This window comes from Bradyrhizobium sp. BR13661 (assembly GCF_029892425.1).
Lineage (GTDB): Bacteria > Pseudomonadota > Alphaproteobacteria > Rhizobiales > Xanthobacteraceae > Bradyrhizobium.
On the sequence record NZ_JARXWB010000002.1, the window covers coordinates 60,717 to 76,475 of the forward strand.

A 15,759-nucleotide genomic window follows, 5' to 3' on the forward strand; every position below is an offset into this window, starting at 1 on the left:
CGCTACCGTTTCTGTTGCGCCGGTTTGCGCGGCGGACGCGGAGCAGCAACGGTGGGTGCGGACGCTCCGCTCATCTTGTTGGCGGCTTCGCTGACATCGAGCAGCGAGCGGCGGGTGTCCTCGAGGAAGCTTGCCGATTTCTTCTTCATGGTGTCGGCGAGCTCGTGCAGCCCCTTCACCTTCTCGAACAGTTCGTCGGCCTTGCCGTCGACGAAGCCCGGCACCACGCCCTCTATCTTCGTGACCGCCTTGTCGAAGCCGGCAAATGCATCGTCCACCTTGAGCATCACCGCGTCGATCTCGTCACCCTTGCGGGTGAGATCGGCGGTGTAGGTTTCGAACGTGCGCAGGCCCTCCTTGATCGCCGGCGCGTTGCTCACGATCGTGCGGTCGACGCTGTGCAGCGTATCGACGATGGACTCGGCATCGCTGAGATCTGCGGTCAACACGGGGATGCCGTCCGAATCCAGCGGCACCGGAGGCGCGGAGGGGGCGCCGCCGATCAGCGAGACTGCGGCGATCCCGGTGAGACCCTGGAACTCGATGCCGGCCACCGTGTCCTTGCGAAGCGGCGCGGCGTTGTCGAGCGACACCAGTGCCACGACCTTGCGCGGACTCTCCAGTTTGATCGACAGGATCTGGCCGGCTGGCACGCCGTCGAAATTGACCGGGCCGCCGCGGCGCAGCCCGCTTGCGGAACCACCTTCGAACACGACGCGCAGCTGGCTGCGGCTCTGGCTGGCGCGCCATTTCTGCACGCCAAGCAAGCCGCCGAACGCGACGGCGATGACCGTCAGCGTCGCCGTTCCAATCACCAGATTGCTCGCGCGTGCCATGTAGTTGCGATTTTACGACCAAAGCGGGGAAGTTGGAAGGAGGCCGGACGGCCGCAATGGTAGCGTGGGCGGGTTAACGACTTGTCCGCCATAGCTCGAAGAGCGACGGCCGAAGCGTAACCCGCCGCCTTTTTCATCCTGTACCAGGTGGCGGATTATGCGGAGCCTGTCATCGGGCCGCGCATAGCGCGGACCCGGTGGCTCATCCGCCCTACGCGACATCAATGCTTGGCGGCGCGCTTGGCCGCGACGTTGTTCAGCACGATCAGCGCATCGACGGCGACGCCCGTCCTGGTGTTGATCAGGAACGGATTGACGTCGATCGAGGCGATCCGGTCGCCGGCATCCGCGATCAGGTTGGACATGCCAACCAGCGCTTTCACGGCGGAAGCCTCGTGCAGAGCCGGCTTGCCGCGATAGCCGCGCATCTTGATGCCGGCCTTGGTGCGGCCGATCAGGAGCCGCGCCTCGGCCTCGTCCAGCGGTGCGCCGGCAAGCGCCACGTCCTTCATCAGCTCGATGTCGATCCCGCCGGTTCCGAACAGCACGACGGGCCCCATCTCGGCGTCCAGCGAAGCGCCGACCACGAGCTCGAGATCCGCCTTGACCTGCTGCGCGATCAGGATGCCATCGAGACCAGGCTTGCCCTTGAGCTTCTTCACGCGCGCAGTGATATCGGCAAATGCCTTCTTCACTTCGGCCGCGCTGTTGAGGTTCAGCACCACACCGCCGATATCGGATTTGTGCAGGATCTCGGCGCTGACGACTTTCGCGACCACGGGAAAACCGATCTGCTTGGCGATCTTCGCGGCTTCCGCAGCCGTCTGGGCGATTGCCTCTTTCGAGATCGGGATGCCGTAGGCCTTCAGCAGCTTCTTCGAGGCGACCTCGTCGAGCGCGGCGCCGCTCGCCGACTTCAATGCCTTCTCCAGCACGGCGCGCGCGGCCGGCTTCGAGCTCGAGACGATGTCGGGCACTTCCTTGCGCAGCTTGGCATAAGACAGCAGCGACTTGATCGCGGTCACCGCGCGGTCCATGCCCTGCATCACCGCGAGATGCGGCAGCGATTTGCGCAAACCCTTGGTGAACTCGGTGAAGCCGATCGACATGGCGCTGATATAGATCACCGGTTTTGACGCATGGCGCGCCATCTCGTCGACGATGCGCAAATTGCGCTCACGCAGCTCATGGGGCGCCTTTGGAAACTCGGCGTCGATGATGACGATGTCGATGTCTGGATCGTCGATCATCAGCTTGATCGACTTCATGTAGACGGAGGGATCGACCACCGCCGCGAAACCGGCGTCGAGCGGATTGCCGACGATCGAGCCCGGTCCGAGCATCTTTCCCAGCTCGCTGCTGACATGCGGGCTGAGCGGCGCAAAATTCAGGCCTTGTGCATAGAAAGCATCGATCAGCATGCCGCGCTTGCCGCCTGATAGCGTCACCGCCGCGAGCCGGTCTCCCCTAGGCACGGTGGCGTGGACGAAGCATTCGGTGGTCTCGATCAATTCGTCGAGCCCGGCCACGCGGATCACGCCTTCCCGGGTTGCAATCGCATCGAACGTCTCGATCGAGCCTGCGAGCGCGCCGGTATGCGCCATCGCGGCGGCGCGACCACCCTCCGACGATCCGAGCTTGAGCGCGATCACCGGCTTGCTCGCGGCGCGCGCGGCTTTGCAGGCGTCGCGAAACGCCCTGGTGTTGCGCACGCCTTCGAGATAGACCACGATAACCTTGACGCTTGGATCCTCGGCGAAATAGCGCATCAGGTCCGGTGTCTCGAGCCCGGTCTCGTTGCCCGTGGTCACCATGTAGCCGACACCGACGCCGCGATCCTCCAGCGCCTGTCGGATCGCCATGACGATGGCGCCGGATTGCCCGGCGATCGCCACCGCGCCCTGTTCCATGGTGACCAGGCGGTCGTCGATATTGGTGAAGAGCTTTTCGCCGGCGCTCAGATTGCCGAGGCAGTTCGGGCCGGTGACGGCGAGTCCCGTTTCGTGCACGGCCTGTTGCAGCTCGGCGGCGAGCTTCTGGCTTTCCGCGTCCTGCAGCTCGCTGAAGCCCGAGGTGACGATGGTGGCCGACCGCGCACCGGCCGCGGCAGCGTCGCGGATCACCTGCACGGCAAAGCGTGCGGGCACCAGCACCAGAACATGATCGGGCTTTTCAGGCAGGCTCGCAAAATCCTTGTAACAAGGCACGCCCCAGATGGTCTGGCGCTTGGCGTTGACCGGATAGAGCCCGCCCTCGAAGCCGTATTTGACCAGATTGTTCCAGATGCGCTCTGCGTAATTGCCCGGCTTGTCGGTCGCGCCCACCAGCACGATGTTGTGCGGATGCAGCATGGCGTGAATGCCCTTGACGACGTCGCTCGCATCGGGAGACGGAGACCATGGGCGGGCAGGAACCGACGCTGCAGAGACTTGCGCTGCAGAGACCTGAGCTTCCATGGCGTGACCTCAGCTGTTGTTCTTCTTGGCAATGTGTCGTCTGATCGTAGGGTGAGTTGCGCGGAGTGGCAACCAGCGGGGCTGCATGCCGCATGGCGGAATGCGCAAGCGGATCGCAAGTGAAACCCTCAATCGCACGCCGAGGCTATTCACGATCTCCGATCAAGGTGGCATGCAGCAGGTAACGTTCGGGACCCGACGTGACGGCATCGAACGGCCAGCAAGTCGCAAGCACGAGCTCGACATCCGCCGCGGCGGGATCGATGCCTGACGCGTCGAAGCGGACAATCGTGGAGGAATCCGCGCGATAGCGAAAACGTCTGCCATCATTGCGGGTGACATCGATTTCGTCACCCATGGCAACATCCCGCAGGAAGCGAAAATGGGTATCGCGATGGGCTGCATAAACGGCGACGCCGCGCTCGCCGGCCTCCACCGTTTGATCAAGATGACCGGGTCCGAAGGCAAGAGCCTGGCCGCTGGTGCCGGCGAGCACGATAGCGCTGGCACCGATCCGCTTGACCTCGATCCGTGCCACCGGCCAGGTATCGGCCCAGGACCATGGTTTGACGGGTTGGCCGGCCGCTATGCTCCTGTCGAAGGCGCGCTCCAGCAGCACCTGCGCGAGCCACGCCTTGGCGTGGATGTAGGCGCCGTCGCCGAACAGGATGATGCCGATCAGCGCAAGCGCCAGGGGCGAGATGAGGCGAGGCATTGGTTCCACCAATGACGGGAAGAAAAATGCGCGCGCGACCGTTGGTACGGGACGGGCAGCCGCGCGCGCCAAGGAAGAGGAGTTCGGGGTGCTCCTCTCTCAAGCGGCGTCAGCGAGCAAGGCCTGACGTCGTTTGAACACGAACAGGATCAGGGCGAGCACGATCATGATCAGGCCTGCGATCATCTTCAGCTCGGCCGAAGTAGCGGTCTTGGGCAAACGGATCGTATCTTGCGTGACCGGAGCCGGCCGCCTTGCCGTGGGTTGGCCTGCATCGGCGTGGCGCTCACGCAACTGAGCCGGCGTCTGCTGCGGCCGTTCGCCGAAGACCTTGGCGAAGTCCCAGCCGGCCGGCAGGTTGATCGGAAGCTGGCTGAGCTTGAGCGGCTGGCCTTCGGGGCGGCTCGGCGTCTTGTCGACGGCGACAAGGCTGGTCAGGCGCGTGACGATCTGGTGATCGAGCGCCAGCGCCAGGATCGTCCTGTCCGTATCCTCCGGCGTCATCTCGCGCAGCGTGCGCGCCACCTCGGCATCGCCGATCTTGCGCCTCGCCCAAAGCTTCGACAGGCCCTTGCCTTCGGCCGCATTTTGCAGCGGCAGCGTCACCGACCACGGGCGGTCGCCGACACGACCCTTGATCTCCAGCGAGCCGGCGAGCTTGTCGAGTTTCGCGGCAAGCACCAGCGGTTCGCCGCGATAGATGTCGGGAATGATCGCGGGTGTGACGTCAGCTTTCGCGTCGGAGAATTTCGCGGTGAGGCTGGTCACGGCAGGATTCTCGAGCTTGGCGAACAGGCCGCGCATGCGCTCCTCGACCTGCTCGACCGAGCCGATATGGGTGAAGGCGCCGCGGCCGAGCTCGGAGGCCCGCGTCATCAGATAGGTATTGGGCGCGGAGCCAATGCCGACCATGAAGATGCGCGAGCGGCCGCGCATCGCGGTGATCGTCTCGAACAATTGCTGCTCGTTGCCGATCGCGCCATCAGTGAGGAAGACGATCTGGCGAACCATGTTGGTATCGGCGAGCTTGTCGGTCAGCGCAGCACGCATCGCAGGCACCATCTCCGTGCCGCCGCGCGCCTGCAACGCGCTGACGAAGGAGGTGGCCTCCCCGACATGGGCGGCGTCGGCCGGCACCGAGGCCGGAAACAGCACGTCCATGGTGTCGTCGAATCGGATCACGTTGAAACGGTCGTTCGGCTGCAAGCGGCCGAGCGCATAGAGAAGGCTCGCCTTGGCCTGCTCGATCGAGGTGCCGCCCATCGAGCCGGAATTGTCGATCACGAACACGACTTCGCGCGGCAGCGGCTTCTGTGTTGCCTGCTCGGCGGCCGGCGGTGTGACGAAAGCGAGCAGGTAGTCGGCATCGCCGACATGTTCGCGGAACAGGCCGACTGACGGCGCCTTCTCGGCAGTCGGCTTCCAGGTCAGCTCGAAGTCGCGATCGGCGGGCACGGTGCCGTCGGCCAGCGTCACGACGCGCGTCATGTTGTCGGGGCTCTCGATCTTGACGTTGTGGTGGTGGCTCTTCACCTCGCCGAGCGCAAAGCCCGCCTTCAGGTGGACGGTGATGCTGGTCGGATTGACCGGCGCGCTGGCTCCTGGAGTCTTGGCGGGATCAAGCACGGGCGAAGAGATGCGGTCGCGGTCGGGCACCGGGTCAGAATTGGTCGCGCCCCAGCCGGAGCCGTCATTGCGGAAATCGACGCTCTGCACGATCGGCGCCGGATTGTAGCGCGGCCCGACGACCAGCGGAACGCGCAGCGAATATTCGTTGCCGGACTGATGCACCGGCTCCTGATATTCGATCTGCACCAGCACGGTTTCGCCGGGGCCGATATTGGCGACCGAGTTGGTGAAGATGTTCGGCCGCTCCTGCTCGGTGAGCGCGGCCTTCTGCCCGGCGCGGCGCGCCTGCTCGTAGATCACGCGGGCCTGCTGACGCTCCTTGATGTCGCCGACGATGACGCGGTCGCCGACCACCATCTTCAGCGTGTCGACGGCGCCGTCGGTCGCGAGCGGGTAGACGTAAGTCGCCTCGACCCAGTCCGTGGTCGGGTTGCGAAAAACTTGAGTGACGCGCGTGCGCAGCGTCGGACCTGAGACCGTGATGTCGACGTCGGTCCCGAGACGGATGGCTTCGGTGGTGGCACCGTCCTGCTTCAGGAGCAGGCTGCCGGACTTGGCATCGCCGGGCTGGAGCAGGCTGGCCTGCTCCGTCGTCGCCGACCAGGATGTCTCGAAGCTCACCAGCAGGGCCACGAAGCTGACCAGGAGCACGGCAATGCTTTGCGCCAGAAGGAACAGCCCGACCTTGATGAGCCTGTCGAGCCAGGGGTGGGGTTCGTGGCCCTCGGCCATGTCGTAGCTGTCCATTTCACCTGCTCCCGAAAGCTGTTTGACGCTGCCGAGCATCGGTCGGGAGGGCCTGATTTCGCGAGCAGAATGATCGGCAATGTTCCGCCGTGGCCGGCCTGGGTCAGCCGCCGTTTTGGCGGACATGTCCGGTTTTGTGCTGACTTGTCCGCCCTGCTAGACTGGCGTCCGTGGAGCAGGATTGACGATGCAGACGCCGGATAAACTCAACGACGGGCAGCTTTCGGACGAGCAAAGCCGCGAGGTCGCGGAGACGATCCGCGAGGAAATCGCCAGGCGCCGGATCTCGCGGCAGGCGCTGGCCGAGCAGGCCAAGCTCAGCCTGTCGACCCTGGAGAAGGCGCTCGGCGGCCGGCGCCCGTTCACGCTGGCGACCACGGTCCGGCTGGAGCAGGCGCTGGGCGTCTCCCTGCGCAAGAACCCCGTCGCGCCGGCGCCTGCGGCCGGCAACGATGTCGCGCCTGACAGCCTCGGCTCCTATTCGCATCGCGCGGTGACCTGGCTCGAGGGAATCTACATCACACTGCGCCCGTCCTTTGGCGACAAGGATGCGATCTTCGCTTATCGCACCGAAATCGTCTGGGAGCCGAAAGCCTCCTCGTTGGTCTTTCGCGAGGGCGAGCGAACCGACACGGCCTATGAGCACACCGGCGAAGTTGCCGTGCCGCACCAGTCGGGCTTCATCTATCTCGTCATCAACAAGCACGGCCAGCATCGCGTCATCACGGTCTCGCGGCCGACCGTAACAGGCGCGATGTACGGCATCATCTCGACCCTGCGCGCCGGCGCCGGCTCGCAATTGACGCCGGTCGCGGCGCCGATCGCCTATGTGCCGCTCAAGAACATCCCGACGCCGTCGCTGGGGCGGGTCGCGCCTGGTGAGGCAAACCATGCGCTGTATCGCGATCATTTGCGCCGCACCATCGACGAATCGTTCGCGCTCCTCCTGCCGGGATAGTTCGTCCTCGCGGCTTGCATAAAAATAGCGGCCTTGCGGCCGCTATTTCGCTCCTATGTGCGCATTCATCGCGCTTTAGCCGCCGACCTCGGCGCTGATGATGTCGCCGAACAGCTCCCACTGGCCGCCCCTGAACCGCCACATCTTCAGCTGCTCGATCGGCGCAAAATCGCTGGCCGAGGTGTTGATCTTGATCCCCGGAATCAGCGTATCCGGGACAAAGTCCTTCAAGCTCGCGGCCTGCTTCATCACGTTCTCTCGGGTGAGATTGTCACCGGACTGCTTCAGCACTTGCACCATCGTCTGGGCCGCGGCGTAGCCGTAAACCAGATTGGTATCGGAGATGTTGGCGCCGGGCATGTATTTGTCGATGAAGGCCAGGAACTTCTTCATGCCCTCATTGTCCTTCCATTGCGGATCGGATGCGTCCATCAGGTAACCGGCCGACAGCACGCCTTCGGAAGCCTCAAAGCCCGCCGGCTTCATCACCGAGCCGATCGAGACCGAGACGTCGGTCATCAGATGCATCGGCTTCCAGTTGAGCTCGGCGATCTTCTTGATGGCCTGCGCCGCGAATTTCGGGGTCGAAATGTTGACGAAGACGTCGGCGCCGGTGTCTTTGAGCTTGACGATATGGGCGTCGATCGAAGGCTCGGAGGTCTCGTAGCTCTCTTCGGCCACGATCAGCTTCGAGGCCTTGTCGCCGAACACGTCCTTGATGCCGGCAAGGTAGTCTTTGCCGAAATCGTCGTTGGCATAGAAGATCGCGACCTTCGCGTCCGGCTTCTCCTTCAGAATGTACTTGGCGAAGATCCGCGCCTCGACCCGGTAGCTCGGCTGGAAGCCCATGGTCCAGGGGAAGTTATGCGGGTCGTTCCATTTGCTGGCGCCGGTGGCGACGAACAGCTGCGGGACCTTTTTGGAATTTTGATATTTCTGCACGGCGGTCTGGGTCGGCGTGCCCAGCGCGTTGAACACAAGGAAAACCTCGTCGCTTTCGATCAGCTTGCGGATCTGCTCCACCGTCTTCGGCGGCGAGTAGCCGTCGTCGTAGGAGATGAAGTTGATCTTGCGCCCGTTGATGCCGCCCTGGTCGTTGATCATCTTGAAATAGGCTTCCTCGGTCTTGCCGATGACGCCGTAGGCGGAAGCAGGACCCGAATAAGCCTCGACATTACCGATCTTGATCTCGGTGTCGGTGACACCGGTGTCGTACATCTTCTGGGCGAAAGCGCCCTGGGTCGAGAGCAGCGTCAATGCGGTTGCTGCGACAAGCAGGGAGAGTTTCTTGTTCATGAAAATTCCTTGGGGCTTTCTTTGCGGTTCTTCTGGACTGGATGAGGCACGTCGAAAAACAAAAGCGCCCGCGTGAGGGCGCTTTGATCAGGCGTTGGCGACTCTCTTGTCGACTTCCGAAGCCACCGAGAATTCCTTGCGCAGGGTCGGCTTGTGGATCTTGCCGGTGGCGTTGCGCGGCAGCGCATCGACGAAGCGGATCTGCCGTGGACATTTGAAGCGCGCCAGATTGGTTGCGCAATGCGCAAGGACATCGGTCTCGCTGAGCCGCTGGCCTTGCTTGACCGCAACGATGGCGAGGCCCACCTCGCCCCATTGCGGGTCGGGGATGCCGATCACCGCCGCTTCCGCGATCGCATTGAGCTGGTGCAGGACGTTCTCGACCTCGGCCGGATAGACGTTCTCGCCGCCGGAGATGTACATGTCCTTCCAGCGGTCGACGATGTAGTAGAAGCCCTCTTCATCAACCCGGGTCGCATCGCCGGTGTGCAGCCAGCCGTCGGTGAACGAGGATCTGTTCGCCTCCGGCCTGTTCCAGTAGCCGGGCGTGATGTTCGGTCCCTTGACCCAGAGCTCGCCGAGTTCACCGATATCGGCTTCGCTGCCGTCGGGACGAACGATCCGCACTTCGGTGTGCAGCACCGGCTTGCCCGCGGAGCCGGCCTTGCGGGCGGCGTCCTCGCGATCCAGCACCAGCACGGCCGGTGAGGTCTCGGTCATGCCGTAGCCCTGCTGAAGCGCGACGCCGCGCGCTTCCCACGCTTTCAGCAGCGGCACCGGCATCGGCGCGCCGCCGACACCGCCGACGATCAACCGCGAAAGATCGGTCGTTGCAAATGCCGGATGCTGCGCCATGAACTGGTAGATCGCGGGTACGCCGAAGAACACGTTGATGCCCTGCGCGGGATCGCCGATCAGGGCGAGCGCCGTGCCGGGATCGAACGTGCGCATGATCATCACCGTGCCGCCGGCATGCAGCACGGGATTGGTGTAGCAATTCAGCCCGCCGGTGTGGAACAGCGGCAGCACGGTGAGCAGCACCGAGGCCGGACCGATGCAGGCGGGCCCGCCGAGGTTGACGCAATTCCAGAAGGTCATGCCATGGGTGATGGTCGCGCCCTTTGGATGACCCGTGGTGCCCGACGTGTACATGATGGTCGAGACATCATCGAGCGTGACGTATTCAGCGCGGCCGAGCGGTTTTGCGCCCGCGATGCCGGCCTCATAGGCTCCGCCGGGTCCCAGCAGCAGGCTGGTCGCGACGTTGCAGAGTTTTGCGACAGCGAGCGCCGTCTCGGCCAGATCAGCGTCGTGGATCACCACAACAGGCGCGCAATCGCCGGTGATGAACTGAAGCTCGGGCACGGTGAGGCGGGTGTTCAGGGGCACGAAAACGGCGCCTAACCGTCCGCAGGCGAACTGCACCTCCAACGTATCGGTGGCGTTCAGCGCCAGCACCGCAACCCGGTCGCCGCGCGAGATTTCTAGCGTATGGCGGAAGAACGAGGCGAGGCGCGAGACGCGCGCGTCGAGCTGCGCATAGGTGAAACGGCGCTCGCTCGCGAGGTCCACGGCTGCGACCTTTTGAGGAGCGCGGCGCGCGTGATGAGCGATCCAGTCGTAGTAACGAACGGCCAACACTCCCTCCCTCGGCGGTCTTGTGCCGCGTGAACTTTATTGCTGTGCACCATGCCCGGCGTGGCCCTGGGAGGCCAGCCGGAGTTTTGTGCTGCAGTCTTTTTTGATTTGGAGTTGGCCTGCGAGGGGCGAAAATCGTCTTGCGTTGAGTTGCTAGGTCGCGGCCGATGGGGTGCCGCTCCTCCAGTCAGCCACTCCGCGCAAGTGAACCGCCGATGTTCCGGCCATGGTGAAATGCGAAGAGAGTCGTCGAAGGCGCGCATGCCATGAAGAGCCCGTTCTATACCGCCGAGCATGACGCCTTTCGCGACGTGATGCGTCGCTTCGTCGACAAGGAGATCGCGCCTTTCGCCCATGAATGGGACGAAGCCGGCGAATTTCCCCGTGCGCTCTATCGCAAGGCGGCCGGGATCGGCCTGTTGGGGCTCGGATTCCCCGAGGAATATGGCGGGATCGCCGCCGACCAGTTCATGAAGATCGTCGCGAGCCAGGAACTGGCACGGGCCGGCGCCGGCGGCGTCAGCGCCAGCCTGATGAGTCACACCATCGGCTCGCCGCCGATCGCGCGTGCGGCGCGCCCCGAGGTCAAGGCGCGCGTGCTGCCGCAGGTGCTCTCCGGCGAGAAGATCTCCGCGCTTGCGATCACCGAGCCGGGCGGCGGTTCTGATGTCGCGAACCTGCGCACCCGCGCGCGGCGGGACGGCGATCACTACGTCGTGAGCGGCGAGAAGACCTTCATCACCTCGGGCGTGCGCGCCGATTATCTGACCGTTGCGGTGCGCACCGGCGGCGAGGGTGCCGGTGGCGTCAGCCTGCTCCTGATCGAGGGCGACACGCCCGGCCTGTCGCGCACCAGGCTGAAGAAGATGGGCTGGTGGGCCTCCGACACCGCGACCTTGCATTTCGACGAGTGCCGCGTGCCGGCCGAGAACCTGATCGGCGAGGAAGGCCAGGGCTTCAAGATCATCATGCAGAATTTCAACAGCGAGCGCATGGGCATGGCCGCCGGCTGCACCGCCTTCGCGCGCGTCTGCCTCGACGAAGCGGTTGCCTACGCGAAGGAGCGCAAGACCTTCGGCAAGCCGCTCGCCCAGCATCAGGTCATCCGCCACAAGATCGTCGACATGGCGCAGAAAGTCGCAGCTTCCCAGGCAATGCTGGAAATGCTGGCTTGGCGGCTGGAGCAGGGCGAGAGCCCGGTTGCCGAAATCTGCATGATGAAGAACCAGGCCACGCAAACCATGGCGTTCTGCGCCTCGGAAGCGGTGCAGATCTTTGGCGGCGCCGGCTTCATGCGCGGCATCAAGGCCGAGCGCATCTATCGAGAGGTCAAGGTCAACGCCATCGGCGGTGGCACCGAGGAGATCATGAAGGATCTGGCGTCGAGGCAGATGGGGTTGTAGCCCGTCATTCCGGGGCGCGCGCAGCGCGAACCCGGAATCCATCAGGCCGCGTTGACCGTAGAAAATGGATTCCGGGCTCATCGCTTCGCGATGCCCCGGAATGACAAGAGGAAGAAATGCTATTCACCGCCGACCACGATGACATCCGCCGTTCGCTCCAAAAATTCATCGCTAACGAGATCAACCCTCATGTCGATGAATGGGAGAAGGCCGACATCTTCCCGGCGCACGAGCTGTTCAAGAAGATGGGCAGCCTTGGCTTCCTCGGCCTGAACAAGCCGGTCGAGTTCGGCGGCTCGGGCCTCGACTATTCCTATGCGCTGATGATGGCGGAAGAGTTAGGGGCCATCACCTGCGGCGGCGTGCCGATGGCGATCGGGGTGCAGACCGACATGGCGACGCCGGCGCTGGCGCGATTCGGCTCGGACGAGGTGCGGCGCGAGTTTCTCAGCCCCTCGATATCAGGCGATTACGTCGCCTGTATCGGCGTCTCCGAACCGGGCGCCGGCTCAGATGTCGCCTCGATCAAGACCACCGCGCGCTCCGACGGCGACGATTACCTCATCACCGGCGGCAAGATGTGGATCACCAACGGCACCCAGGCCGACTGGATCTGCCTGCTCGCCAACACCGGCGATGGTCCGGTTCACCGCAACAAATCTCTGATCTGCGTGCCCATGAAGGCCAAGGGCGTCACTGTCGCGCGAAAACTCGACAAGATGGGCATGCGCTCGTCCGACACGGCGCAGATCTTCTTCGACAATGTCCGCGTGCCCAAGCGCAACCGGATCGGCGAGGAGGGCAAGGGATTCACCTACCAGATGATCCAGTTCCAGGAGGAGCGGCTCTGGGGTGCGGCGGCCTGCCTCAAGGCGCACGAATACATCATCAACGAGACCATCGAATACACCCGCAACCGAAAGGCCTTTGGCCAGAGTATCCTCGACAACCAGGTCGTGCATTTCAAGCTCGCGGAGATGCAGACCGAGGTCGAGCTGCTGCGCGCGCTGATTTATCGCGCGGCCGAGCAGCTGGTCGCCGGCGAGGATGTGACGAAGCTTGCGACCATGGCCAAGCTGAAGGCTGGCCGGCTGGGCCGCGAGCTCACCGACGCTTGCTTGCAATATTGGGGCGGAATGGGCTTTACCAACGAAACGCCGGTCAGCCGCGCCTATCGCGACAGCCGTCTGACCTCGATCGGCGGTGGCGCCGACGAGGTCATGCTGATGGTTCTGTGCAAGATGATGGGCACGCTGCCGGGTAGTAAGGGGAACGCCTGATGATCACGCTTTATCATTGCGACGCCGCGCGCTCGTTCCGTCCGCTCTGGATGCTGGAGGAGATGGGGCTGCCGTATGATCTGAAGATGCTGCCGTTCCCGCCGCGGGTCTTCGCCAAGGAATATCTCGCGCTCAATCCGCTCGGCACGATTCCCTTCATGGTCGACGGCGAGACCAAGATGACGGAGTCTTCGGGCATCTGCCATTATCTCGGCATCAAGTACGGTCCGACGCCGCTGATGGTCGGTCCCGAAGATCCCGCCTACGGCGCCTTCCTGAACTGGATGTATTTCAGCGACGCCACGTTAACCTTCCCGCAAACACTGGTGCTCCGTTACACCCAGCTCGAGCCGGAGGAGCGACGCAATCCGCAGGTCGCCACCGACTATGCCAAGTGGTTCCTGGGACGCCTGCGCGCCGTCGAGGCAGCGACCGCGAATGCCGAAACCTTGTGCGCCGGCCGCTTTACCGCCGCTGACATTGTCATTGGTTATGCACTCCGCCTCGCGGAAAATATCGGGCTCGCCAGGGATTTCGGGCCGAATGTCGCAGCCTATTGGGCACGCCTGCAGCAGCGCGACGGATTCAAGCGTGCGGTTGCTGCGGAGCAGAAGGCTGGCGCTGAGCAGAATGTTGCGCCGCGCGTGAGGGTGTAAGGGAAGCTGTCATTCCGGGGCGATGCGAAGCATCGAACCCGGAATCTTGCGCGGCAATCTCGAAGTTCCGGGTTCGGTCCGGAGCCTGTCATCGGGCCGCGCTTTGCGCGGACCCGGTGGGACCGCCCCGGAACGACAAAGCATGTTTCCATGACAGCGCTATCCCGCCGTGACAGCGCCCAAATTTCCGCTAAGGTGACCCTCGTCCGCAGCGGCCACAGAGCCGCGCGAGGAGGATACCCAATGGAAGACAAGGGTCGCGAATCCGACCATTTGATGCTGATCACGCCAGAACGGGTCTTCTATGCCGGCTTGCTCGGCAGGCCCCGCAAGCGGACCCCAGGTTGCTGCCACGTCTATGTCGCTGTGAAAGGCAGCCTGCATATGACCATCGACGACGTCCTCGCCACCGCCGAGCTGTTCGTCACCCTGCCGAACCAGCGTCATTCCATCGCCAGCGACTACCGCACCGCCATCAGCGTCACGCTCGAGCCGGAAAGCATGCCGGACGGCGTGATCGAGGCTCTGGCCCAGCGGTTGATGGGCCCGGATCGTGCGATCTACGCCCGCAAGATTCTCGCCGCCTACGCGCTGCTGCGCGAGCGTCGCTACGGCGACATCGCCACCGCCGAATTCGACGAGATGTGCTTTGGCGAAGCGCTGCCGCGCCGCGTGCTCGACCCCCGCGTCACGCGCGCTGTCGCCCGCATCGAGCGCTTCTCGGGCGAGCCGGTGACGGCTGATACCTGTGCAGCCGAAGTCGGCCTCTCGGCCTCGCGCTTCCTGCATCTGTTCAAGGAAGAGACCGGCATCTCGTTCCGCTCCTTCCGCGCCTGGAAGCGTGCGCGGCATTTGCTGCACTTCGCCAACCAGGATCTCAACCTCGCCCATCTCGCGCAGGACATCGGCTATCCCGACTCGACCCATTTCAGCCATTCGATCCGCCGCTTCTACGGATTGAAGCCGCGCGCGATCTTCGTCGGCTCGCGGGATCTGGCAATCTATCGCAGCAACGAGACGGTAAGGCTCGATATCGCTTCGTAGGGTGGGTTAGCCCTGCAGATGCGCAAAGCGCATCTGCGTAACCCACCTCTTTTGCGTCCGCGGAGATAGACCTTGGTGGGTTACGCCTTCGGACTACGCTTCGCGTAGCCGAGGGCTGACCCACCCTGCGATTTCTCGTCTTTTCTCAGCTTCTCCGCGCAAGAAGCCGCATGCCCTGCATCACATGATCGCCAGCGTTGAATACTCAACGTTGCGAGACACCAGTGGTATGAGCGACAAGGCCGTCATCACCTGCGCGCTGAACGGCGTGCTCACCGATCCGAAGCAGCACAACGTCCCCGTGACGCCCGAGCAGATGGCGCGCGAGGCCAAGGCTGCGTTCGATGCGGGCGCGTCCATCATGCACATTCACCTCCGCCAGCAGGCGCCCAACAAAGGTCATCTGCCGTCCTGGGAGGTCAGCGTCAGCAAGGAGATCCAGCAGGCCATCCGCGAAGCCTGTCCCGGCGTCATCATCAACCACACTTCGGGCGTCTCGGGGCCGAACTATTCCGGCGCGCTCGACTGCATCCGCGAGACCAGGCCGGAGATCGCCGCCTGCAACGCCGGCTCGCTGAATTATCTGAAGGTGAAGGCCGACAACACCTGGGCCTGGCCGCCGATGATGTTCGACAATGCGGTCGAGAAGGTGAAGGACTATCTCGACGTCATGAACGAAGTCGGCACCATTCCCGAGTTCGAGTGCTTCGATGTCGGCATCGTCCGCTGCGTCGGCATGTACACCCAAGTCGGTATGTACAAGGGCCCGCTCGAATATAACTTCGTGATGGGCGTCGCGTCCGGAATGCCTGCCGATCCCGAGCTGCTGCCGATCCTGCTCAAGCTGAAACGGCCCGAAGCACATTGGCAGGTCACCGCGATCGGCCGCGAGGAGATCTGGCCGCTTCACCAGCGTTGTGCCGAGCTCGGCGGTCACTTGCGCACCGGTCTCGAGGACGCCTTCTATCTCGCCGACGGCAAGAAGGTGACGTCGAACGGCCAGCTGATCGAAGCCATCGCCGCCTGCGCCCGCCGCGCCGGTCGCGAGATCGCGAGCCCATCAGAGGCGCGGAAGATCTTTGGGACGAATCGCTGAACATC

12 protein-coding genes are annotated in these 15,759 nt (G+C 63.8%); 6 read left to right on the top strand and 6 right to left on the bottom strand.

Going from position 1 to position 15,759, the window contains the following annotated elements; translation table 11 throughout:
- Positions 1 to 2 precede the first annotated feature (2 nt).
- From M2427_RS03495 to M2427_RS03510, 4 genes are all read right to left on the bottom strand, one after another.
- Entirely contained in the window at positions 3 to 836 is an 834-nt protein-coding gene (locus tag M2427_RS03495) for an MlaD family protein (RefSeq protein ID WP_280704766.1), read from the bottom strand.
- A gap of 221 nt (positions 837 to 1,057) precedes the next feature.
- Complete coding sequence (locus M2427_RS03500; RefSeq protein WP_280704767.1) at positions 1,058 to 3,292, bottom strand: acetate--CoA ligase family protein; 2,235 nt, start codon at positions 3,290 to 3,292, stop codon at positions 1,058 to 1,060.
- A gap of 145 nt (positions 3,293 to 3,437) precedes the next feature.
- The gene (locus M2427_RS03505) at positions 3,438 to 4,007 is read right to left on the bottom strand and encodes a class GN sortase (RefSeq protein WP_280704768.1); all 570 of its coding nucleotides are present in this window, start codon (positions 4,005 to 4,007) and stop codon (positions 3,438 to 3,440) included.
- A 99-nt stretch (positions 4,008 to 4,106) separates the two neighbouring features.
- Positions 4,107 to 6,383: a marine proteobacterial sortase target protein gene (locus M2427_RS03510; RefSeq protein ID WP_280704769.1), complete on the bottom strand. Its 2,277-nt coding sequence runs from the start codon at positions 6,381 to 6,383 to the stop codon at positions 4,107 to 4,109.
- Between the two features lie 187 nt (positions 6,384 to 6,570).
- Between M2427_RS03510 and M2427_RS03515 the strand changes: the two genes are divergently transcribed.
- On the top strand, positions 6,571 to 7,341 hold the full coding sequence (locus M2427_RS03515) for a helix-turn-helix transcriptional regulator (protein ID WP_280704770.1): 771 nt from the start codon (positions 6,571 to 6,573) through the stop codon (positions 7,339 to 7,341).
- Between the two features lie 75 nt (positions 7,342 to 7,416).
- Here the strand turns inward: M2427_RS03515 and M2427_RS03520 are convergent, their stop codons facing one another.
- Entirely contained in the window at positions 7,417 to 8,637 is a 1,221-nt protein-coding gene (locus M2427_RS03520) for an ABC transporter substrate-binding protein (protein WP_280704772.1), read from the bottom strand.
- Between the two features lie 87 nt (positions 8,638 to 8,724).
- Complete coding sequence (locus tag M2427_RS03525; RefSeq protein WP_280704773.1) at positions 8,725 to 10,275, bottom strand: long-chain fatty acid--CoA ligase; 1,551 nt, start codon at positions 10,273 to 10,275, stop codon at positions 8,725 to 8,727.
- A 266-nt stretch (positions 10,276 to 10,541) separates the two neighbouring features.
- Between M2427_RS03525 and M2427_RS03530 the strand changes: the two genes are divergently transcribed.
- The 5 genes from M2427_RS03530 (at position 10,542) to M2427_RS03550 (ending at position 15,754) form a co-directional block, all read left to right on the top strand.
- Positions 10,542 to 11,678 (top strand): acyl-CoA dehydrogenase family protein, encoded by a 1,137-nt coding sequence (locus M2427_RS03530; RefSeq protein ID WP_280704774.1) that lies wholly within the window; start codon positions 10,542 to 10,544, stop codon positions 11,676 to 11,678.
- A gap of 116 nt (positions 11,679 to 11,794) precedes the next feature.
- Entirely contained in the window at positions 11,795 to 12,958 is a 1,164-nt protein-coding gene (locus tag M2427_RS03535; protein ID WP_280704775.1) for an acyl-CoA dehydrogenase family protein, read from the top strand.
- Complete coding sequence (locus M2427_RS03540) at positions 12,958 to 13,614, top strand: glutathione S-transferase family protein (RefSeq protein WP_280704777.1); 657 nt, start codon at positions 12,958 to 12,960, stop codon at positions 13,612 to 13,614. Before M2427_RS03535 ends, M2427_RS03540 begins: the two co-directional genes overlap by 1 nt.
- A gap of 243 nt (positions 13,615 to 13,857) precedes the next feature.
- Positions 13,858 to 14,658 carry an AraC family transcriptional regulator gene (locus M2427_RS03545; RefSeq protein WP_280704779.1) on the top strand — a complete coding sequence of 267 codons (801 nt, stop codon included), beginning with the start codon at positions 13,858 to 13,860 and terminating at the stop codon, positions 14,656 to 14,658.
- A gap of 229 nt (positions 14,659 to 14,887) precedes the next feature.
- Entirely contained in the window at positions 14,888 to 15,754 is an 867-nt protein-coding gene (locus M2427_RS03550) for a 3-keto-5-aminohexanoate cleavage protein (RefSeq protein ID WP_280704781.1), read from the top strand.
- Positions 15,755 to 15,759: the final 5 nt, after the last annotated feature.